Source organism: Candidatus Flexifilum breve (genome assembly GCF_016713355.1).
On record NZ_JADJPI010000004.1, the window covers coordinates 514,327 to 531,261 of the forward strand.

A 16,935-nucleotide genomic window follows, 5' to 3' on the forward strand; every position below is an offset into this window, starting at 1 on the left:
TTACCGTATATTCGCCGAGACGCATACACGGCCGCCACGGCGAGACGGCCAACCTCAACCTGTGACCGTCAAGGACGCCACGGGTACTTGCGGAAGTTCGGCGCGCGCTTGTTGACGAACGCATCACGGCCTTCGCTACCCTCTTCCGTCATGTAGTACAGCATGGTCGCATCACCCGCCAGCACCTGCAAGCCCGCCTGACCATCGAGTGCGGCGTTGAAGCCCGCCTTAAGGAAGCGAATCGCAATCGGGCTCTTGTCGAGAATTTCCTGCGCCCACTTGACGCCCTCGGCTTCGAGCTGTTCGACCGGGACGACCGTGTTGACCAAGCCCATCTCCAACGCCTGCTGCGCGTTGTACTGGCGGCACAAATACCAGATTTCGCGCGCCTTCTTCTGCCCGATGATGCTGGCGAGGTAGCTCGCGCCGAACCCACCGTCAAAGCTGCCGACCTTCGGGCCGGTCTGACCGAAGATGGCGTTATCCGCCGCAATCGTCAGGTCGCAGATCACTGAGAGGACATGACCGCCGCCGATGGAGTAGCCCGCCACCAGCGCAACCACAGGTTTTGGCATGGTGCGGATGATGCGCTGGAGTTCCAGCACATTCAGGCGCGCGACCCCGTCATCGCCGACATAGCCCGCATGCCCGCGCACCTTCTGGTCGCCACCAGAGCAGAACGCATACTTACCATCCTGCGCCGGGCCGTTGCCCGTGAGCAGAATCACGCCGACCGACTGATCGCGCCACGCATCGCGAAAAGCATCGATCATCTCGTCAATCGTCTTCGGGCGGAAAGCGTTGCGGACTTCCGGGCGGTTGAAGGCAATGCGCGCCATGCCGTCCGCCTTGTCATACGTAATGTCTTCGTACTGTTTCGCTTGAATCCAATTCACCATGGGTCATTTACCTCTGCAATACCGTCGTTACCAGCTGTTGAATTTGCTTACGCCGCGCGTCATCGTGCGCGGCGTCCGTGCGCACTTCGATGATGCGGGGAATGCGCGCGCCCACCGTCACATCGACGGCGCTGCGGAACCCTTCGCGGTCGGTCACGCTGACAAAGTCGAGGCCGTAGAGCCGGGCGGCATGTTCGAACTGCAAGCCGTGCGGCATCACGAACATGTCCGTAAATGGCGGATCGAATTTTGAAACGGGCAGGCGGTGGAAAATGCCGCCGCCGTCGTTGTTGAGCAGCACAATCGTCAAGTTATCCACGCCGCAGTTGCGGACGGCCAGCAGGCCGTTCATATCGTGATACAGCGTGATGTCGCCGATGAGCAATACCGTCGCTTTGCCCGTCGCCGCCGCGATGCCCAGCGCGGTCGACACATTGCCATCAATCCCGCTCGCGCCGCGGTTGGCGAACACATGCAGATGCTTGGTCGAAGGCCGCGCAAACTGCTCGACGTGCCGCACGGGGAGGCTGTTCCCCGCGAACAGATTCGCGCCGTCCGGCAGACGTTCCAGCAGATCGGCCACGACCTGCCCATCGAAGAATTCGTCGCCGAGCCGCTGACCGAGATTGAGCCAAGTCACCGCTTCGACCATGCGGATACGCTGCGCCCACGGCGACTCGGGCCGCGCTTGCAAACGTCCACTGAGCGACAAGCACAGCAGCGTGGGGTCGGCGTGGACAAACAAGTGCGTGCGGAACGAATCATCTGCCCACACGCCATCCGCGCTGACCTGCACGCGGTGTTTGGCGTCAATCCGGTCGAGATAGGCGTTGAGCACGTTCGAAGTCGGCACACCGCCAAAGCGGATCACTACCTCAGGATCCTCCCACGTCGGCGGCACGGTCAGAAACGTGTCATACGCGCCGATCACGGCGGTCTCTTGTACATGACCGCCGAAGCGCACATCCGATGTCGGATCGGCGAAGATCGGGTAGCCCGTGCGCTGTGACAACTGCGCCACCGCGGACACAAAGTTTTCGCCGAGCGACTTCGGCCCGCACACGATGATCCCGCGCTCATGCCGCTCGAAAAGCGCGAGCAGCGTCTGCATCTGCTGGACGGTGGGAATCGTCGCGCCGCCCGTCATCACCGTGAACGCGCCCGCATAGTCGAACCCCGCATCTTCAATGGCATCGCTGTGATCCGTCTCGACCGGGATCGGCTCCAGCGGCTTGCGGAACGGCAGGTTGACGTGCACGACACCTTTCCGCCCGTCCCCAATGCCGTCGGCGGTTGCATACGCGCGCGCCGCCAGCGTCCGCAGTGCGCGAATCGTTTGCGCGGCAGGCTGACCCTCTGGCAGCGGCGCATCAACCGACCACAGCGCATAATCACCGTACAGCTTGACCTGATCGATCGTCTGGTTCGCGCCGCTGTAGCGCAGTTCCGGCGGGCGGTCGGTCGTCAGCACAAGCAGCGGCACACGGGACTCGTGCGCTTCGATAATCGCCGGGAAGAAGTTGGCGGTCGCGCTCCCCGAGGTGCAGACCAGCGCGACCGGTTCTTCCGTTGCCAGCGCGAGGCCAAGGGCGAAAAACGCCGCGCTGCGTTCGTCCAGATGCGGATAGATGCGGATGCCGTCGTGTTCGGCAAAGGCCATGGTCAGCGGCGTTGAGCGGGAACCCGGCGCGATGCACACTGCGCGCAAACCCGCCCGCGCCAATTCGTCGACGAAGACGCGTGTCCAGAGAAAATTACGATTAGGCGCGTACATGATTCACCTCAGTCGTAGGTTGAGCCTCGCCCCGGTTAGCGCTGTTCACCGCCCCATCTCCCCCGGGAGATGGGGTCGGGGGGTGAGGTTGAGCGGTGCCAATGCCCAAGGCGTTGAGCATGGGGCGAAATTTGAGCGCGGTTTCATCCCATTCGCGCTGCGGGGTCGATTCGGCCACGATGCCCGCGCCGGAATAGAGCCACGCCCGGTCGTTCTGTACCACCGCCGAGCGAATCGCGACGGCGAACATCCCGTCGAGGTTGTGGTCGATCCAGCCGATGGGCGCGGCGTACCACCCACGCGGCACAGGTTCAGCGTCGCGAATATACTGCATCGCCACTTCGCGCGGCACACCGCCGAGCGCGGGCGTCGGGTGCAGGCGTTCGACCAAGGGCAGCACGCCCGCGGGTTCGCGCAGCCACCCGCTGATCGGCGTGTACAGATGCTGCAAATTGCTCAACTTGAGCGGAATCGGCGCATTCGGCACGCTCAAATCCGACGTAATTGGCGTCAGGCGTTCGCGCAGCGCATCGACTACGACGCGATGTTCATACGCCTCTTTCGGGTCGGTCAGCAGGCGAAGCGCGAGCGCGTCATCTTCCTCCGGGGTCTGACCGCGCTTGATCGTCCCCGCGAGGCCCATCGTCGCCATGTCCGCGCCATCCACGCCGATCAGCAGTTCCGGGGTCGCGCCGTAGAAGGCTAACCCGGGACTCGGCTCGAACAGGAAGCGGTAGCAGTCAGCATATTTCTCGTTGAGGTAAGCCAGCGCTGCATCGATGTTGATCCGATCGGCAAAACGTGCTTCGCACACCCGCGAAAGCACGACCTTCTGCATCTCGCCCGCCCGCATGCGCGTCGTTGCATCGGTGATGATCGCGCTCCAGCGCTCAAAGCTGAGGGGATAGTTGACGGTCAGCAGTTCGGGTTGCACCGCACTGATCGGCGGGTCAGCATGCAGGAGCGCATCATAGCGGGCGCTCAAGGCGTCGCACAATTCGGCTTCGTCGTAGCTTTCATCCGCGCCGATCTGCACGTTGATCGTCAACCAGGTATCCGCGCCGCGTTTGACGAGCTGGTAATGCGGCAGCACAAAGTAAGCGGGCGCGAACGCCGCCCACGTATTTTCGGTGACGAAGTCGCTGTAGAAGGAGAACCCGCCGAACAAACGTGGTTTCGCCAGCGGTTCCGCATCGCTAATTACCAGCGCGTCGCGGAACAGCTTGCGTGCCTTATCCTCAATCGTCTTGACGCGCTCTGCGCCCCACGCCGTGAGTTCGGTCGCGATGCCGAACCCCGCGAAGGCGAGATCATCTTTCTCCCAGTAGAAGCGTTCGTGACCCTGCGCCTGGCGCAAAAATTCGGCAATACTGATGTCCGGCGCGCGCTGGCTGTAGCTGATCAAACGGTCGGCGCTCATGCGGACTGCTCCTCATAACCAACGCTTTTGAGCAGCATAGGCAGCAGCGCGGAGAGGATGCGCTCGGAATCCGGTTCGCCTGTGTAAACCCAGCGGATCACGATGCCGTAGATCGCGCCCATCCATGCATAGGAGACGACTTCGGTATCCACTGGCGCAATGTCACCGATAGCGATGGCCTCGTCGAGATACTCTTTAATGAGGTTGGCGAAACGGTCGTTGACGTCCACACGCTTCTTCTCGAACACACTGCCCAGGCCGACCGCCTGCACCAGCATGATCTTGGCCGGGCGGCGGTAGCGCCCGAAGGTTTCGAGACAGGCTTGCAGCGCGGCGCGCACCCGCGCGATACCCTCGGCTTCCTGCTCGACGGCTTCGCGCACGCGGCGTTCGATCAGGTCAGCAAATTGGTCGACGAGCGCCAGAAACAGGCGTTCTTTGTTGGGAAAGTGAAAGTAGATCGAGCCTTTGGAGGTCGAAGAGGCTTCGACAATCTCGTCCATGCGCGTGTCATGGTAGCCCTTGTTGGCGAAGATGTTCAGCGCCGCGTCAAGGATGCGATCACGCGTATCCCGCGGATCATTCATGGTGCTTCTCCTGCTTAGACCGACTGGTCAGTCTATAGTATAGCAAGAGTTTTGCCACTTGTGATCGGGTTTCTCAATAAAGATCAGAACGGGGGGGGGGGGGGGGGGGGGGGGGGGGGGGGGGGGGGGGGGGGGGGGGTTTTGGGGGGGGGGGGGTCAGACGAGGCATAAGGTGTGGAAGAAGGTCGTGTCGAGCGGAGGGAAAGTTTACAATCGCGGGGATGTAGGGAGGGGGCGCACGGCCGTGCGTCCCTACAGAAAATTTAAAAGCCTAATTGTTCCCATGTTAAAAGTGCCCTGTGACTCTAAGCTACGGAATCGCGCCCACCTGCTTCATCATGCCGAGCGTATCGAAGCCTTCCCATTCTTCCGCGACGAGACCATCCTGCATGCGGAAGATCGAAATGCCCATCATGACCATCGGCTTGTGGCTGGCGGCCATGCCCATCAATTCGCCCTCGTGCGTCCCGCGCGAAGTCCAGCGCACCACGACGCGATCCCCGCTGGCAATATAATCATCGACGGTCAAATGTACGTCGGGGAAACCCTGCCGGTACATTCGCACCAGGTTGGCGAATTCATCTGGCCCGTGCACAGTCATCAGCGGCAGATGTCCCACATAGTTTTGGTGGAACACTTCGCGACACGCCTCCAGCTTTCCGAGGTTCCAAATATCATCCCAGATGCGGCTCACGAGCGCCCGCGTCCGTTCCAGTTCTGCGCAGTCCCGAGGAACAATGTCACCGCGCCACAGGGCATCTGCGTATTTCGAGAGAAGATCGTCATTCATGGTCGGCTGCCTCATTTCATCGTCGGTTATTTTGCATTAAAGCAGAATTTCTGAGGAGCGACTTCCGACAGATGTATTTGATTCGATCGTTACATTTGGACAACCACCCGTCAGTCGATTGTCACAAAGCCCATAAAAGTGGTGCATGCGCATTGGGATCGAATGCGGCTATAATCATTTTGGCGAGAGGAGAGTCCTTTATATGTCGGCTGTGACGCATGTACATCCAGATTCGATCCGCGATTTACTGAACGCCACACACGGCGATCCGTTTTCGGTTTTGGGCGCGCACCTCGTGCCTGAGGATCAACTCGCGATTCGGGCGCTGCGCCCGACCGCGAAGACGCTGACGGTGATCGTCGATTCGACTGACGAACGCTTTGAAATGACGCGGTCGCGTCCGGAAGGCTTTTTCGAGGTCACCATTCCCGGCGGACAGGTGCTCTATCACTTCGAAGAAGCGACATGGGACGGGCAAACGCGCACCTTCTATGACCCCTATGAGTTTTCCGCGCTGCTGACAGACTATGATCTGTATCTATTGGGTGAAGGCAAGCATCTGTACAGCTACGAGAAGCTGGGCGCGCACGTCACCGAGATTGACGGCATCAAGGGCGTCAACTTTGCGGTGTGGGCGCCGAGCGCCCAGCGCGTCAGCGTAGTCGGCGAGTTCAACGAGTGGGATGCCCGCGTCCACCCGATGCGCCTGCACCCCGGCAACGGCGTATGGGAGTTGTTCATCCCCGGTTTGGGCGAAGGCACGGTCTATCGCTATAACGTATTTTCACGCTACAACGGCTACCGTGCCGACAAATCGGATCCCTATGGCTTCCTGATGGAGAAACGCCCGCAGAACGCCTCGGTGGTCTGTGACCTGAGCGGTTACCAGTGGGGTGACGAGGCGTGGCTGGAAGCGCGCCAGACGCAGGATCCACTCACCAGCGCCTGGTCGATCTACGAAGTGCATGCCGGGTCGTGGAAACGCAAGGAAGATGGTGCCTGGCTCACCTACCGCGAGCTGGCCGATGCGCTGGTACCCTACGTCAAAGACATGGGTTACACGCATATCGAACTGATGCCCATCGCTGAACATCCGCTCGATGAGTCGTGGGGCTATCAGGTGACGGGCTATTACGCCGCGACCAGCCGTTACGGAATGCCCAAAGATTTCATGTACTTCGTCGATCAGTGCCACCAGAACAACATCGGCGTCATCCTCGACTGGGTTCCGGCGCACTTCCCGAAAGATGGCTACGCGCTCAGCTTCTTCGACGGGACGCATCTCTACTCGCACGCCGACCCGCGGCGCGGCGAACACCCGGATTGGGGCACGTACATCTTCAACTATGGGCGCAACGAAGTCCGCAACTTTCTGATCTCAAACGCCCTGTTCTGGCTGCGCGAATACCACATCGACGGGCTGCGTGTGGACGCCGTATCGTCAATCCTCTACCTCGACTTTTCGCGCAAAGCGGGTGAGTGGCTGCCGAATCAGCATGGTGGCCGCGAAAACCTCGAAGCGATTGGCTTCCTGCACGAGTTCAACGCCGTGGTCCATGCTGAATTCCCCGGCGCGGTGACCATCGCCGAAGAATCCACCTCTTGGCCGATGGTGTCGCGCCCGATCTACCTCGGCGGGCTCGGTTTCACCTTTAAGTGGAACATGGGCTGGATGCATGACACGCTCGACTACATGAAGCTCGACCCCATATTCCGGCGCTACGGGCACAGCCACGTGACCTTCTCGCTGTTCTATGCGTTCAGCGAAAACTTTGTGCTCTCGCTCTCGCACGACGAGGTTGTGCACCTCAAAGGCTCGCTCGTGCAGAAGATGGCGGGCGACTGGTGGCAGAAGTTCGCCTCGCTGCGCCTGCTGCTGGCCTACCAGTACACGCACCCCGGCAAAAAGCTGAACTTCATGGGCGCGGAGATCGCGCAGTGGCGCGAATGGAGCGAAATGCGCCAGCTCGACTGGGACCTGCTCGTCTATCCCACGCACACGGGCATCCAGAACTGGGTGCGCGATCTCAATCGTCTGCTGCGCGCCGAACCTGCGCTCCAGCAGCACGATTTTGATCTGGCGGGCTTCCAGTGGATCGAAGTGAACGACAACGAAAACAGTGTCTTTGCCTACCTGCGCCTCGCCGATGATCCCAAAGACTTCCTCGTGGTCGCGTTGAATTTCACCCCGGTGGTGCGGCGCGGCTATCGCATTGGCGTGCCCGAAGCCGGTTTCTACAAGGAAATCCTCAACAGCGACTCGACCTACTATGGCGGGAGCGATGTCGGCAACGGCGGCGGTCTGGAGACGGACGCCATCCCCTATCACATCTACCAGCAGAGCCTCAAACTCACCCTCCCGCCGCTCGGCGCGGTAGTCTTCAAGTTGGAACGTTCCGCAGCATCCGAGCAACCCACAGGAGACGCAGCGCATGGCGAGCGCGACGCAGACGACGCCGGAAGCGCAGCCTCGTAAGCCGCGCAGCTTTGCCGCCAGCGACAGCGGTGGCGGCATTTTCGGCAAGTGGATAGTCGATGAGGCGGGGCAACCCGCCTTCGAATACACGCTCGATCAGTATGCCGATGATCGCGCCAAGTACCCGACCGTTGAACGGCGGGAACGGCGCGATCACTGGCATCAGATCGGCAACGACGAGATCACTGCGCTGGCCTCCAATGACGGCACCGTGCAGGTCTACGTTGGACATCGCGGCGGACGCTTCCTCAACCGCTTCGCCAGCCAGATCGACGATGTGCTGCGGACGCAGGAGATGGCGCAAATCGCCAACCCCACCCTCCTCCAGCGGATTCATGGCCGTGTCATCCGTGCGCTGGGCAAAACGTGGCTCAACTTGCAATTGTTTATCCGGCATTGGCGCGTACGTCCGCCCAAACAAACGCCGATCCCCGCGCAGCAGGTCGATCATACACAGCCGCAGTCGATGAATCCGCGCGGCAGTCCAGTTGCCGAACCGGTGGCGGCAGTCGCGCAGATTCTGCCCGCCAAGCGCCCTTCGGTGCGCCATGCGCACGCGGGTGGCTTCGGCTACGTCGACGACGGCGAGCAGGTCTGGTGTACCGCCTACCGCTTCCGCCCGCCGACCTCCGAGACGCGGCGCATCTTCGGCATGGGCTACGCTGAGTACAGCACCACCTATGGCGATATCCGCGTCAAGCGGCGCATTTACCCGCCCAAAGACGCCTGCGCCCTGCTGATTGACGTGGAGATCACCAATCTGCGGCCAGACACAGTGCATCTGCGCTATTACGAATACTGGGATGTGAACGTCGAGCAGTTGAAGCTGCAGTGGCTGCGCGGCGACCCGTTCTACGCGATTGCCGATGAAGAACGCCTGTCGGTGAACGACTTATTTCTGCCCGAAGTCACGTTTGAAGACGGGCGCACGCTGCGCTTTCATCAGTCCCCGGTTAACCGGGAGATTGACGTGCGCGCCGTCAACGACATCGACTTCGAGCCACAGGATATCTTTTTGCATGATTTGAGCGGCACGCCGGACGCGTACTACACTGACAAGGTCGCGTTCTTCGGTAAGAACCCGCCGACCAAGCCAGAAGCAGTCGCCGAGCGTTGGGGCACGATTCCCGACGCGCCGTCAACCGACTCGATGCCCTACTGTCTGGTGCTGCGCCGCGACCTGACGCTCGCGGCGGGCGAAACACAGACGCTGCGCTTCGTCTACGGCACGAATCGCTTCACTGTGCCCGCGTTCAAAGGCGAAGCCGCCCTGCTGGATCGCGACGGCGATCTCTATTTCGACACGGGGGCGGATGCGGCGCTCACGCGCGAAATGGCGTGGCACTCGTACTACCTGACCTCGGCAACGGTCTACAACGACTACTACCAGACCTACCTCACGCCCCAAGGTTCAGCCTACTTGTTCATTCACGGGGCAGACGGTGCGCCGCGCGATCAGGCGTTGTTCACGCTGCCGTTATCCTACATCCGCCCTGACCTCGCCCGCGCCAACCTGTGCCTGATCATGGCACTGACGGATCACCAGACGGGCGCGATTCCGTATTCATTCGCCGGGTATGGTTTCCACAGCAACGCCTTCATTCACGACATGCCGTCGGATCTCGATTTATTCTTCCTGCTGGCGATGAACGAGTATCTCGCCGTTACGCGCGATTTCGAGTTCCTACAGCAGGAAGTCCCGTTCTATTCCGGCGACGACACCCCCGGGCATCCGCCCGCCGCGCTGGGCAGCACCGTGCTCGATCACATTCGCGTCGCCGTGCATCACCTGACGCAGCGCGTCGGGATTGGGCAGCATGGATTGGTCAAAATTGGCGACGGTGACTGGTCGGATGGCGTGGTGTTTGACACCTGCACCAAGTTCGGCGGCGTGCTGGCGCTCGGTTGGTTCAGTAATTCGAAGGCGAATGGCGAATCGATCCCTAATTCGCAGATGGCGCTGTACGTCCTGCCGATCACGGCGGCGCTCATCAAGCCGTATGATGCGGTCTGCGCGCGCGAAATCGAGCAGTTCGTCAGCGGATTGGAAGCGGCGGTCATGCGCCAGTGGAACGGCAAATGGTTCACCCGCGCCGTACTGCGGGATGCGCAGAACAAGCCCGTCGTGGTGGACAACAATCACATCAATCTGGAAGCACAGCCGTGGGCGCTGATTAGCGGGTTAGCGCAGCGTAACGGGATCGAATCCACACTCATCACATCGATCAAAACGCTGCTCGACGATCCGTCGCCGACGGGCGCGGCGCTGCTCGAACAGGGTATGATCTGGCCCGCCGTTTCGCAGTTGCTCACGTGGGGTTACACCCGTTCGCGTCCGGATCTCGCGTGGCGGTCGCTCGAAAAACATACGTTTGAGCGACACGCCAAGGAATTTCCCGACAAATGGATCAACGTGTGGTCCGGGCCAGATGGCGTGAACAGCAAAGAGGCGAAGCTTAACCCCGGCGGCACGTGGTCGAGCGCGGCCACACCCATGACCGATTTTCCGGTCATGAACATGAATCCGCACGCGATGGCGCTGCTCGGTTTACTGCGCGTGTGCGGCATCGAGCCGACCCCGGACGGTCTGCTGATCGAGCCGCGTGTGCCGCGGGAGCGCTTCGAGCTGGACACCGCGCTGCTGCGCTTGACCGTCACGCCCGACGAGATCAGCGGGGAATATCGTCCCATTGTGTCATCAGGAACCCAGACGTTGATCATTCGTACGCGGAAGGGTGAGCGACGCATTCCCCTGAATATCAGCGGAAGAGCGCCAATTCCATTCAAAGTGTCGATGATTGAGTTTCGCTAGATTAAGCTTGAATGTATAATTTTGGAAAACTGTCCTTGAAGGGAGTCTCACCTATGTCTAAGGGAAAGATCATCGCTCTCATTTTGACACTCGTCGTCGTGTTGGGCGCGGTGCTGCCGGCGTTCGCGCAGGATGGCTACGTCGCTTCGGTCAACACGGGCGCGGTCAATGTGCGCACCGGTCCCGGTCTGCAGTACGGCTCAGTCGCAACCCTGCCATTCGGCTTTGGCGTCAACGTGACCGCGCGCAATACCGCGGGGAGCTGGGTACTTGTCTCGCTGACAAACGGCGTCACCGGTTGGGTCAACGTGAACTACCTCTACACGCCTTTCCGCGTGTTCTCGCTGCCGATCACCGAAGTCGCAGTGGCGCCGTCGGTTGTCCCGACCGGTTCGATCACAGGCTATCTCGAAGCCGTGCTCCGGACGGGTCCCGGCCCGAACGATGCCGTGGTGGGAACCGCTCCCCTCGGGACGGCGGTCGTCCTGCTCGGTCGCAATTATGATGCGACCTGGGTGCAGATTCGTCTGCCCAGCGGCGTGACCGGCTGGACCGAAGCCGTCGCGGTTTCCGGCACGGTGCCGGTGCGCGGCCTCGCCCGCACGGATGGCAGCGTGTTCGTCCCCGGCGCGCCGGATCGTCCGACCACGGGCGGCACTTCGGGCGGCACGGGCACGATCTACATTGTGCGCGCAGGTGATACGCTGTGGCGCATCGCCCAGACCTACGGCATCAGCATTCACACGCTGGCCGCCGCCAACAGCATCTACAACTACGACCTGATCTACGCAGGTCAGCAGTTGGTCATTCCGGGTTAATTCCGGTCGAGAAAGTCTTTCACTCAGCGGGACATCGGGTCTGATGTCCCGCTGTTTTTATTGCAGAAGTCGGCGGGCTGCGTCGAGCGCCGCGCCGATTTGTTCCGTTGTCGCGGGCACACCCCCACCCTGCGCCATCGCGGGTGTCCCACCGCCGCGCCCGTTGATCGATGCCAGTGCTGATTTGATCAATGCATTCATATCTTGCGGCACTCCTTCGCTCCGCGCAAAGATCAACTGCGCCTTCTCGCCCGGCACGCCGAGCAGCGCGATCACCCCAGATGTTTGCACGAGCTTCGAGGCGATTAAGCGCACATCACCGGCGTCCCGATCCGCAAACACCTTACTGACTATGCGCAAATCATTGACTACTGGTGTCGCGGCGATGAGGCTGGCGACTTCCGCATCCAGCAACAGCGACTTCGCCGCCTTGAGGTCACGCTGCGCCGCCTTGACATCCTCCTGCATCCGCATGATCGCCGGGGAGACTTCCTCCGCTTTACACGTTAGCAGCGCCGTGAGCTGATTTACGAGCGCGTTCTGTGACCGAAACACCTCCAGCGCGCGCGCCCCACAGCGAAATTCGACCCGCGTTTTGTCGCCCCGTTTCTCCGTCCGCAACACCTTGATCAGCCCGATTTCGCCCGTCCGCCGTACATGCGTCCCGCCGCAGGCCGTGAGGTCAAACCCATCGATATCGACGACGCGGAGGCCGTCAGTGTGGATTTTCTCGGGCAGCTTGCGCATACGGATATTAGCCGCCTCGTTCAAGCTGATAATCTTCGCTGTGACCGGACGATCTGCACAGACAATCTCATTGGCTAAGTCTTCTACCCGGTTGATCGTCTCAGGTAACAGGTTCAGCTTGTCGAGATCAATGGTCAAACTATCTGCGCTCATGTGGAAACCGACCGTGCTGGCCTCGGCGACCTGAATGAACGCCTGCGACAGGATGTGCTGCCCGGTGTGGTGCTGCATGTGATCAAAGCGCCGCGCCCAGTTCACTTCCGCATTAACTGTGTCGTCCGCCAGTTCGCCGGCAAGCACATGCACGACCGCGCCGTCTCCCTCCCGGCTGATAACATCGATCACAGGCACATCGTTGACCATTCCCGTGTCGTTCGGTTGTCCGCCGCTCGTCGGGTAGAAATAGGTCTGGTCAAGGACGACAGCGGGGTGTCCACCGGCCTGCGTTCGCTCGATCACCTGCGCCGTGAACTGCATAACATACGAGTCGTCGTAGTAGCGCCGCATACTTCAGCCTCTTTTCGCCTGCAAATACGCGCGTATTGTAGCGAATCAAAACGGCGATCCGCAGATACACAGATCGCCGTTGTTCACTTCACCCGTTGCAATGCGACTCAGTTGTAGGGGCGAGGCTCGCTAGTAAGGGCGTAACATAGTGTGAAATTGGGTGACAGGTCGGTTTTGGAGTTTAGCGGACGCAATGAATTGCGTCCGCTGCTTCTGAAGCGCCTTCACACCATTCGACCGAGCTGCCAGCTCTCCTCGCCGTTGTAGGGGTGGGACAAGTCCCACCCCTACAACGGAACTTTTATGGGCTGCCCGCTATTCATACCGCAGCACGTTGAGCGGTTTCTCGCCCGAGGCGCTCCACGCCGAGCTCAGCGCAGCGATCAGCGCCACGGCAATGCACAGCCCCATGAGCAGCAGCGCCGTGCCATACGGCAGCGCCGAGAGCGGCACCTGCGACGTGGTTGCAAAGATAATCAGCGCGACCAACCCGAAGCCCACGCCGATCAAGCCGCCGATCAGACCGAGGATCCCGTTTTCGAGCAGAATCATTGCCAGCACGCGCTCACGCTGCAAGCCGACCGATTTCATCACGGCGATCTCACGCCGCCGCTCCATCGTGGTCAGCGCCACCGAATTGGCGATCACCACGCCGCCGACGATCAGTCCCAGCAGCGCGACCATCGTCGGGAACGCGGTGAACGTGCCCAGCAGCGTGCTGATCAGGTTGGTCAGGAAGGCCGTTTCGATGACGAACACGCCGAGCATGCCCGACAATTCGCGGCGCAGTTCCGGCAAGCTCTCTGGCGCAACATTCGCCGTGATGCTTACACTCGACGGGCCGATGCCCTCCGACACCGCGCCTTCGATCATATAGTTGGAGCTGGTGAAGCTCGCGCTCATCGCGCCCCGGCTCGTCAAGCCGACCAGTTCCAGCGTAACTTCCTGCGTTTCAACACCTTGACCGAGCAGTCCACCGCTCTGAATCGAGTAGGTGATGCGATCACCGGGGGTCAGACCTACACTCGCGAGCATAGGCGTTTCCTGAATGATCAGGTAAGGTTGGCCGACATCCTCAGCGGTCAGCGCGCGACCGCTGGCCAGCGGACGATCCGGCAGACTTTGTGGTGCCAGCATGTCGACCGAACCGACCAGACGCTGAAACATGTCGACATCGTTGAAGCCTTGCATGCCCGCAGACCGCGCTTCTTCACCGGACATTTCTTCGACATTGCCCTCGTCATCCGAACTGAAGAAACGCACACTCGACAGGTCCATGCGTTCGGCAACCTGTTCCGGCGTCAGCGTTTCGCCCGTCTCGTGGTCAAACAGTGAAACAACCTGCATCTGATACGAACGCACCACGCTGTAGCTGCTCACACCCTCGACGTTGTTCAACGCGTTTTCGACGCCGCCGAGCATCAACGTCGTCGGCACAGAAACGTAGACGTTGCCGCCGCTCTGTTCTTCCAGGCTGACGCGCAGCAGGCTTGTGATCGAATCGGCCATGAGCGTAATCGTGCTGAGCGAGAACACGCCGACCACCAACGCCAGCAGCGTCACCGCCGCGCGGGATCGTCCGGCACGCATCTGCCGCAGCGAAATGCGCAGGTCGACGATGCCAAAGGACGGGAACAGTCGTCCGAACAGCCAGATCAGCACGTTGAGCGCGAGATACAGGAACCCCGCCGCCACGAACGCGCCGACCACCACCGCGAATGCGATGCCAATATTGTTGACAATGGGCGTCGCGATGAGCGTCAGCACGCCGACGATGACCAGCAGCGCCAGCAGCGTCGAGACACAGCCCGCTTTCGGGATGATATTGTCGTTCGGGCGCAGCACCACACCGGGACGCACCTGCCCCGCCGTCAGCGTCGGCAGGAAACCGAAGACCGTGGTCACGATCACGCCGACCAGAAACCCGATCAATGCGGGCACGGGCGCTATCTGGAACGGAAGTTCGGTCGCCAGCAACCGTTCCGCGGCGCCGCGGACAATGAACACCGCCCCCCAACCGAGCACGATCCCGGCGAGACTGCCGATGATGCCCATCAGCACCGCTTCGACGAGGAACAGGCGTGTCACCTGCCCGGCTTGCATGCCAATCGTCTTGAGTACGGCAACTTCAACCGTACGCCGCCGTACGATCACTTGCATGGTATTGACGATGCCGATGCTGCCGATCAGCATGGAGAGCAGCCCCATCACCGACACGAGCGTGTTGATGTTCTCCGACAGCACTTCGTAATTGCTGCGCAGGTTCTCGGTCGTGGTGGTGTTCAGATAACCAAAACGCCCGGAGACCGCCGACTCAATTTCCAGCACAAGATCCGGCGTCGGGTTAGCGATGCGGAAGTAGAGCGTGTCGATTTTGACGGGAACGCCTTCGAACAACGGCAGCGACCGCGCATCCACATAGTAGTAGCCAAACAGTGCCGTGAACATGTCATTCCCGGCGATGTTCTTGACTTCGGCCTCGTCCGGCGTGATGCCCCGCACCGTAAAATCGGTCGTTGTCCCGCCGATGCGAATCACCGCGCCCACGTCCGCGCCCAAATCGTTGGCGACACGGCGGCTAAGCACCAAATCCGTTGGTTCGCGCAGCAAATCCGCGAGCGGCGTGCCTGCTTCATCGACCGTTTGGTCGTAATACGGATAGACCGAGGAGTCGATCATGACGGGAATGGCCGACGACACCTGTGCGCCCGTATCCGCGACCGTCAGCGATGAGGCTTCGCCGCCACCAAACAGCGCGCTAAACGGATTCATGAGCGCATAGCGCGGCGTGATTTCGACTTGGCCGGGATAGCGGTCATTCAACCACGCGCGGATCGTGTCCACGCCCTGCGCGGTCAGATAGTAGTCACTGGAGGACTGGCCGAAGATCGAACTCTCTTCAAGGGTCAAATCGCCCGCATCAACCGCCGCCGTCATGGTCGTATCCGAGCCATCGGCCCCGAACATGCTGACGACCTGCGCGGTGATATCGCCGCGGTTGTTGCGCTGCAAGTTCCCCGTCAGGGTGTCAGAAATCATCACCGCCAGCGTTTGCAGCGAGACAATCGCCGCCACGCCCGCCGCAATGCACAGCAGCGCGAAGAACGTCCGCTGCCCGTTCACGCGCAAATCGTTGAACGAGTGGCGGATATAAAACGTCAGGTTTTCGAACATCGCGTTAGCCCTTCTTCGGGTGGACGAACGCTTCGAGTTCGCCAGTCGCGTATTTGTCTTTGAGCATCTGCACGGCGGCGCGCTGGGCGGTCGAGCGCGGGTCAACATCCGACGCAATCTGCCCGTCAACCAGCGTCACGAGGCGATCCAGATGCGCGGCCACGTCCATGCTGTGGGTGACGATGATCACCGTTGTGTTGAGGCTCTTCTGCACATCGCGGAGCGCGTTCATCACTGTCTCGCTCGATTCGGTGTCAAGGCTGCCTGTCGGCTCATCACACAGCAGCAGCGGCGGATTATTCGCCAGCGCACGCGCCATCGCCACGCGCTGCTGCTGACCGCCAGAAAGCTGCGTCGGGCGGTGATGCAAACGGTCGCCGAGGCCGAGCATGGACAGCAGTTCGGAAGCGCGTTTCTGCGCGTTCTTCTTGTGATTGCGGGAGAACTGCATCGGGAGCGTGACGTTTTCCAGCGCGGTGAGTGTCGGAATCAGGTTGAAGAACTGAAAGACGAAACCAATCTTCTCGTTGCGGATGGTCGTCAGCGCGCGTTCCTTCATCTTGGTGATATCCGTGCCGTCGATGACAACTTTCCCGGCAGTGGGTGTATCCAGTCCGCCGATCAAGCCGAGCAGCGTCGATTTGCCGCTGCCGGAGGGGCCGACGATGCCCATGAATTCGCCGCGATCCACCGCGAGTGTCACGCCGCGCAGCGCGTGCACGACAACTTCGCCCATCTTCAGGTCTTTGCGCAGGTCTTCGACGTAGAGAACGGTGTTTCCGTTTGGTTTCCGCTGGTTATCCATGCTTCCCCCGGGTGCTATTTTTCGTATCTCACATCTATACGAACGTAGACAGCATAAAGTCGCGGAATCCACACGCGCTAGAGGCAAATGACTGATTTTGGCTCAACCCAGACCGCCGATAAGCAA

Annotated in this window: 11 protein-coding genes; 3 read left to right on the top strand and 8 right to left on the bottom strand. The window is 60.8% G+C overall.

What is annotated here, in order from left to right; genetic code table 11:
• Positions 1 to 68: 68 nt before the first annotated feature.
• From menB to IPK17_RS03070, 5 genes are all read right to left on the bottom strand, one after another.
• Complete coding sequence (menB, locus tag IPK17_RS03050) at positions 69 to 899, bottom strand: 1,4-dihydroxy-2-naphthoyl-CoA synthase (RefSeq protein WP_343416192.1); 831 nt, start codon at positions 897 to 899, stop codon at positions 69 to 71.
• A 7-nt stretch (positions 900 to 906) separates the two neighbouring features.
• Entirely contained in the window at positions 907 to 2,673 is a 1,767-nt protein-coding gene (gene menD, locus IPK17_RS03055; RefSeq protein WP_343416193.1) for a 2-succinyl-5-enolpyruvyl-6-hydroxy-3-cyclohexene-1-carboxylic-acid synthase, read from the bottom strand.
• Positions 2,660 to 4,093, bottom strand: a complete 1,434-nt coding sequence (locus IPK17_RS03060; RefSeq protein ID WP_343416194.1) for an isochorismate synthase — start codon at positions 4,091 to 4,093, stop codon at positions 2,660 to 2,662. Before IPK17_RS03060 ends, menD begins: the two co-directional genes overlap by 14 nt.
• Complete coding sequence (locus tag IPK17_RS03065; protein WP_343416195.1) at positions 4,090 to 4,680, bottom strand: TetR/AcrR family transcriptional regulator; 591 nt, start codon at positions 4,678 to 4,680, stop codon at positions 4,090 to 4,092. The genes IPK17_RS03060 and IPK17_RS03065 overlap by 4 nt, the downstream gene beginning before the upstream one ends.
• 310 nt (positions 4,681 to 4,990) lie before the next feature.
• Entirely contained in the window at positions 4,991 to 5,470 is a 480-nt protein-coding gene (locus IPK17_RS03070; protein ID WP_343416196.1) for an ester cyclase, read from the bottom strand.
• A gap of 202 nt (positions 5,471 to 5,672) precedes the next feature.
• Between IPK17_RS03070 and glgB the strand changes: the two genes are divergently transcribed.
• From glgB to IPK17_RS03085, 3 genes are read left to right on the top strand one after another with little or no spacing between them, the layout of a single operon-like run.
• A complete protein-coding gene (gene glgB, locus IPK17_RS03075) occupies positions 5,673 to 7,946 on the top strand; it encodes a 1,4-alpha-glucan branching protein GlgB (RefSeq protein ID WP_343416197.1) in 2,274 nt (757 codons plus the stop codon).
• Positions 7,903 to 10,758 (top strand): GH36-type glycosyl hydrolase domain-containing protein, encoded by a 2,856-nt coding sequence (locus IPK17_RS03080; RefSeq protein WP_343416198.1) that lies wholly within the window; start codon positions 7,903 to 7,905, stop codon positions 10,756 to 10,758. The genes glgB and IPK17_RS03080 overlap by 44 nt, the downstream gene beginning before the upstream one ends.
• Before the next feature lie 53 nt (positions 10,759 to 10,811).
• A complete protein-coding gene (locus IPK17_RS03085) occupies positions 10,812 to 11,576 on the top strand; it encodes an SH3 domain-containing protein (protein ID WP_343416199.1) in 765 nt (254 codons plus the stop codon).
• A gap of 57 nt (positions 11,577 to 11,633) precedes the next feature.
• Here IPK17_RS03085 and IPK17_RS03090 read toward each other — a convergent pair whose 3' ends face one another.
• The 3 genes from IPK17_RS03090 to IPK17_RS03100 form a co-directional block, all read right to left on the bottom strand.
• Positions 11,634 to 12,830: an alanyl-tRNA editing protein gene (locus IPK17_RS03090; RefSeq protein WP_343416200.1), complete on the bottom strand. Its 1,197-nt coding sequence runs from the start codon at positions 12,828 to 12,830 to the stop codon at positions 11,634 to 11,636.
• Between the two features lie 315 nt (positions 12,831 to 13,145).
• The gene (locus tag IPK17_RS03095) at positions 13,146 to 16,004 is read right to left on the bottom strand and encodes an ABC transporter permease (protein WP_343416201.1); all 2,859 of its coding nucleotides are present in this window, start codon (positions 16,002 to 16,004) and stop codon (positions 13,146 to 13,148) included.
• Positions 16,005 to 16,008: 4 nt separating this feature from the next.
• Positions 16,009 to 16,809, bottom strand: coding sequence for an ABC transporter ATP-binding protein (locus IPK17_RS03100; RefSeq protein WP_343416202.1), 801 nt, complete (start codon positions 16,807 to 16,809; stop codon positions 16,009 to 16,011).
• Positions 16,810 to 16,935 lie beyond the last annotated feature (126 nt).

What these genes read in the sequence shown, in the direction of transcription:
- IPK17_RS03100 (WP_343416202.1), bottom strand. Translation starts at nt 16,809, where the DNA reads ATGGATAACCAGCGGAAACCAAACGGAAACACCGTTCTCTACGTCGAA.
- IPK17_RS03080 (WP_343416198.1), top strand. Translation starts at nt 7,903, where the DNA reads ATGGCGAGCGCGACGCAGACGACGCCGGAAGCGCAGCCTCGTAAGCCG.
- IPK17_RS03065 (WP_343416195.1), bottom strand. Translation starts at nt 4,680, where the DNA reads ATGAATGATCCGCGGGATACGCGTGATCGCATCCTTGACGCGGCGCTG.
- IPK17_RS03095 (WP_343416201.1), bottom strand. Translation starts at nt 16,004, where the DNA reads ATGTTCGAAAACCTGACGTTTTATATCCGCCACTCGTTCAACGATTTG.
- IPK17_RS03090 (WP_343416200.1), bottom strand. Translation starts at nt 12,830, where the DNA reads ATGCGGCGCTACTACGACGACTCGTATGTTATGCAGTTCACGGCGCAG.
- IPK17_RS03070 (WP_343416196.1), bottom strand. Translation starts at nt 5,470, where the DNA reads ATGAATGACGATCTTCTCTCGAAATACGCAGATGCCCTGTGGCGCGGT.
- menB (WP_343416192.1), bottom strand. Translation starts at nt 899, where the DNA reads ATGGTGAATTGGATTCAAGCGAAACAGTACGAAGACATTACGTATGAC.
- IPK17_RS03060 (WP_343416194.1), bottom strand. Translation starts at nt 4,093, where the DNA reads ATGAGCGCCGACCGTTTGATCAGCTACAGCCAGCGCGCGCCGGACATC.
- glgB (WP_343416197.1), top strand. Translation starts at nt 5,673, where the DNA reads ATGTCGGCTGTGACGCATGTACATCCAGATTCGATCCGCGATTTACTG.
- menD (WP_343416193.1), bottom strand. Translation starts at nt 2,673, where the DNA reads ATGTACGCGCCTAATCGTAATTTTCTCTGGACACGCGTCTTCGTCGAC.
- IPK17_RS03085 (WP_343416199.1), top strand. Translation starts at nt 10,812, where the DNA reads ATGTCTAAGGGAAAGATCATCGCTCTCATTTTGACACTCGTCGTCGTG.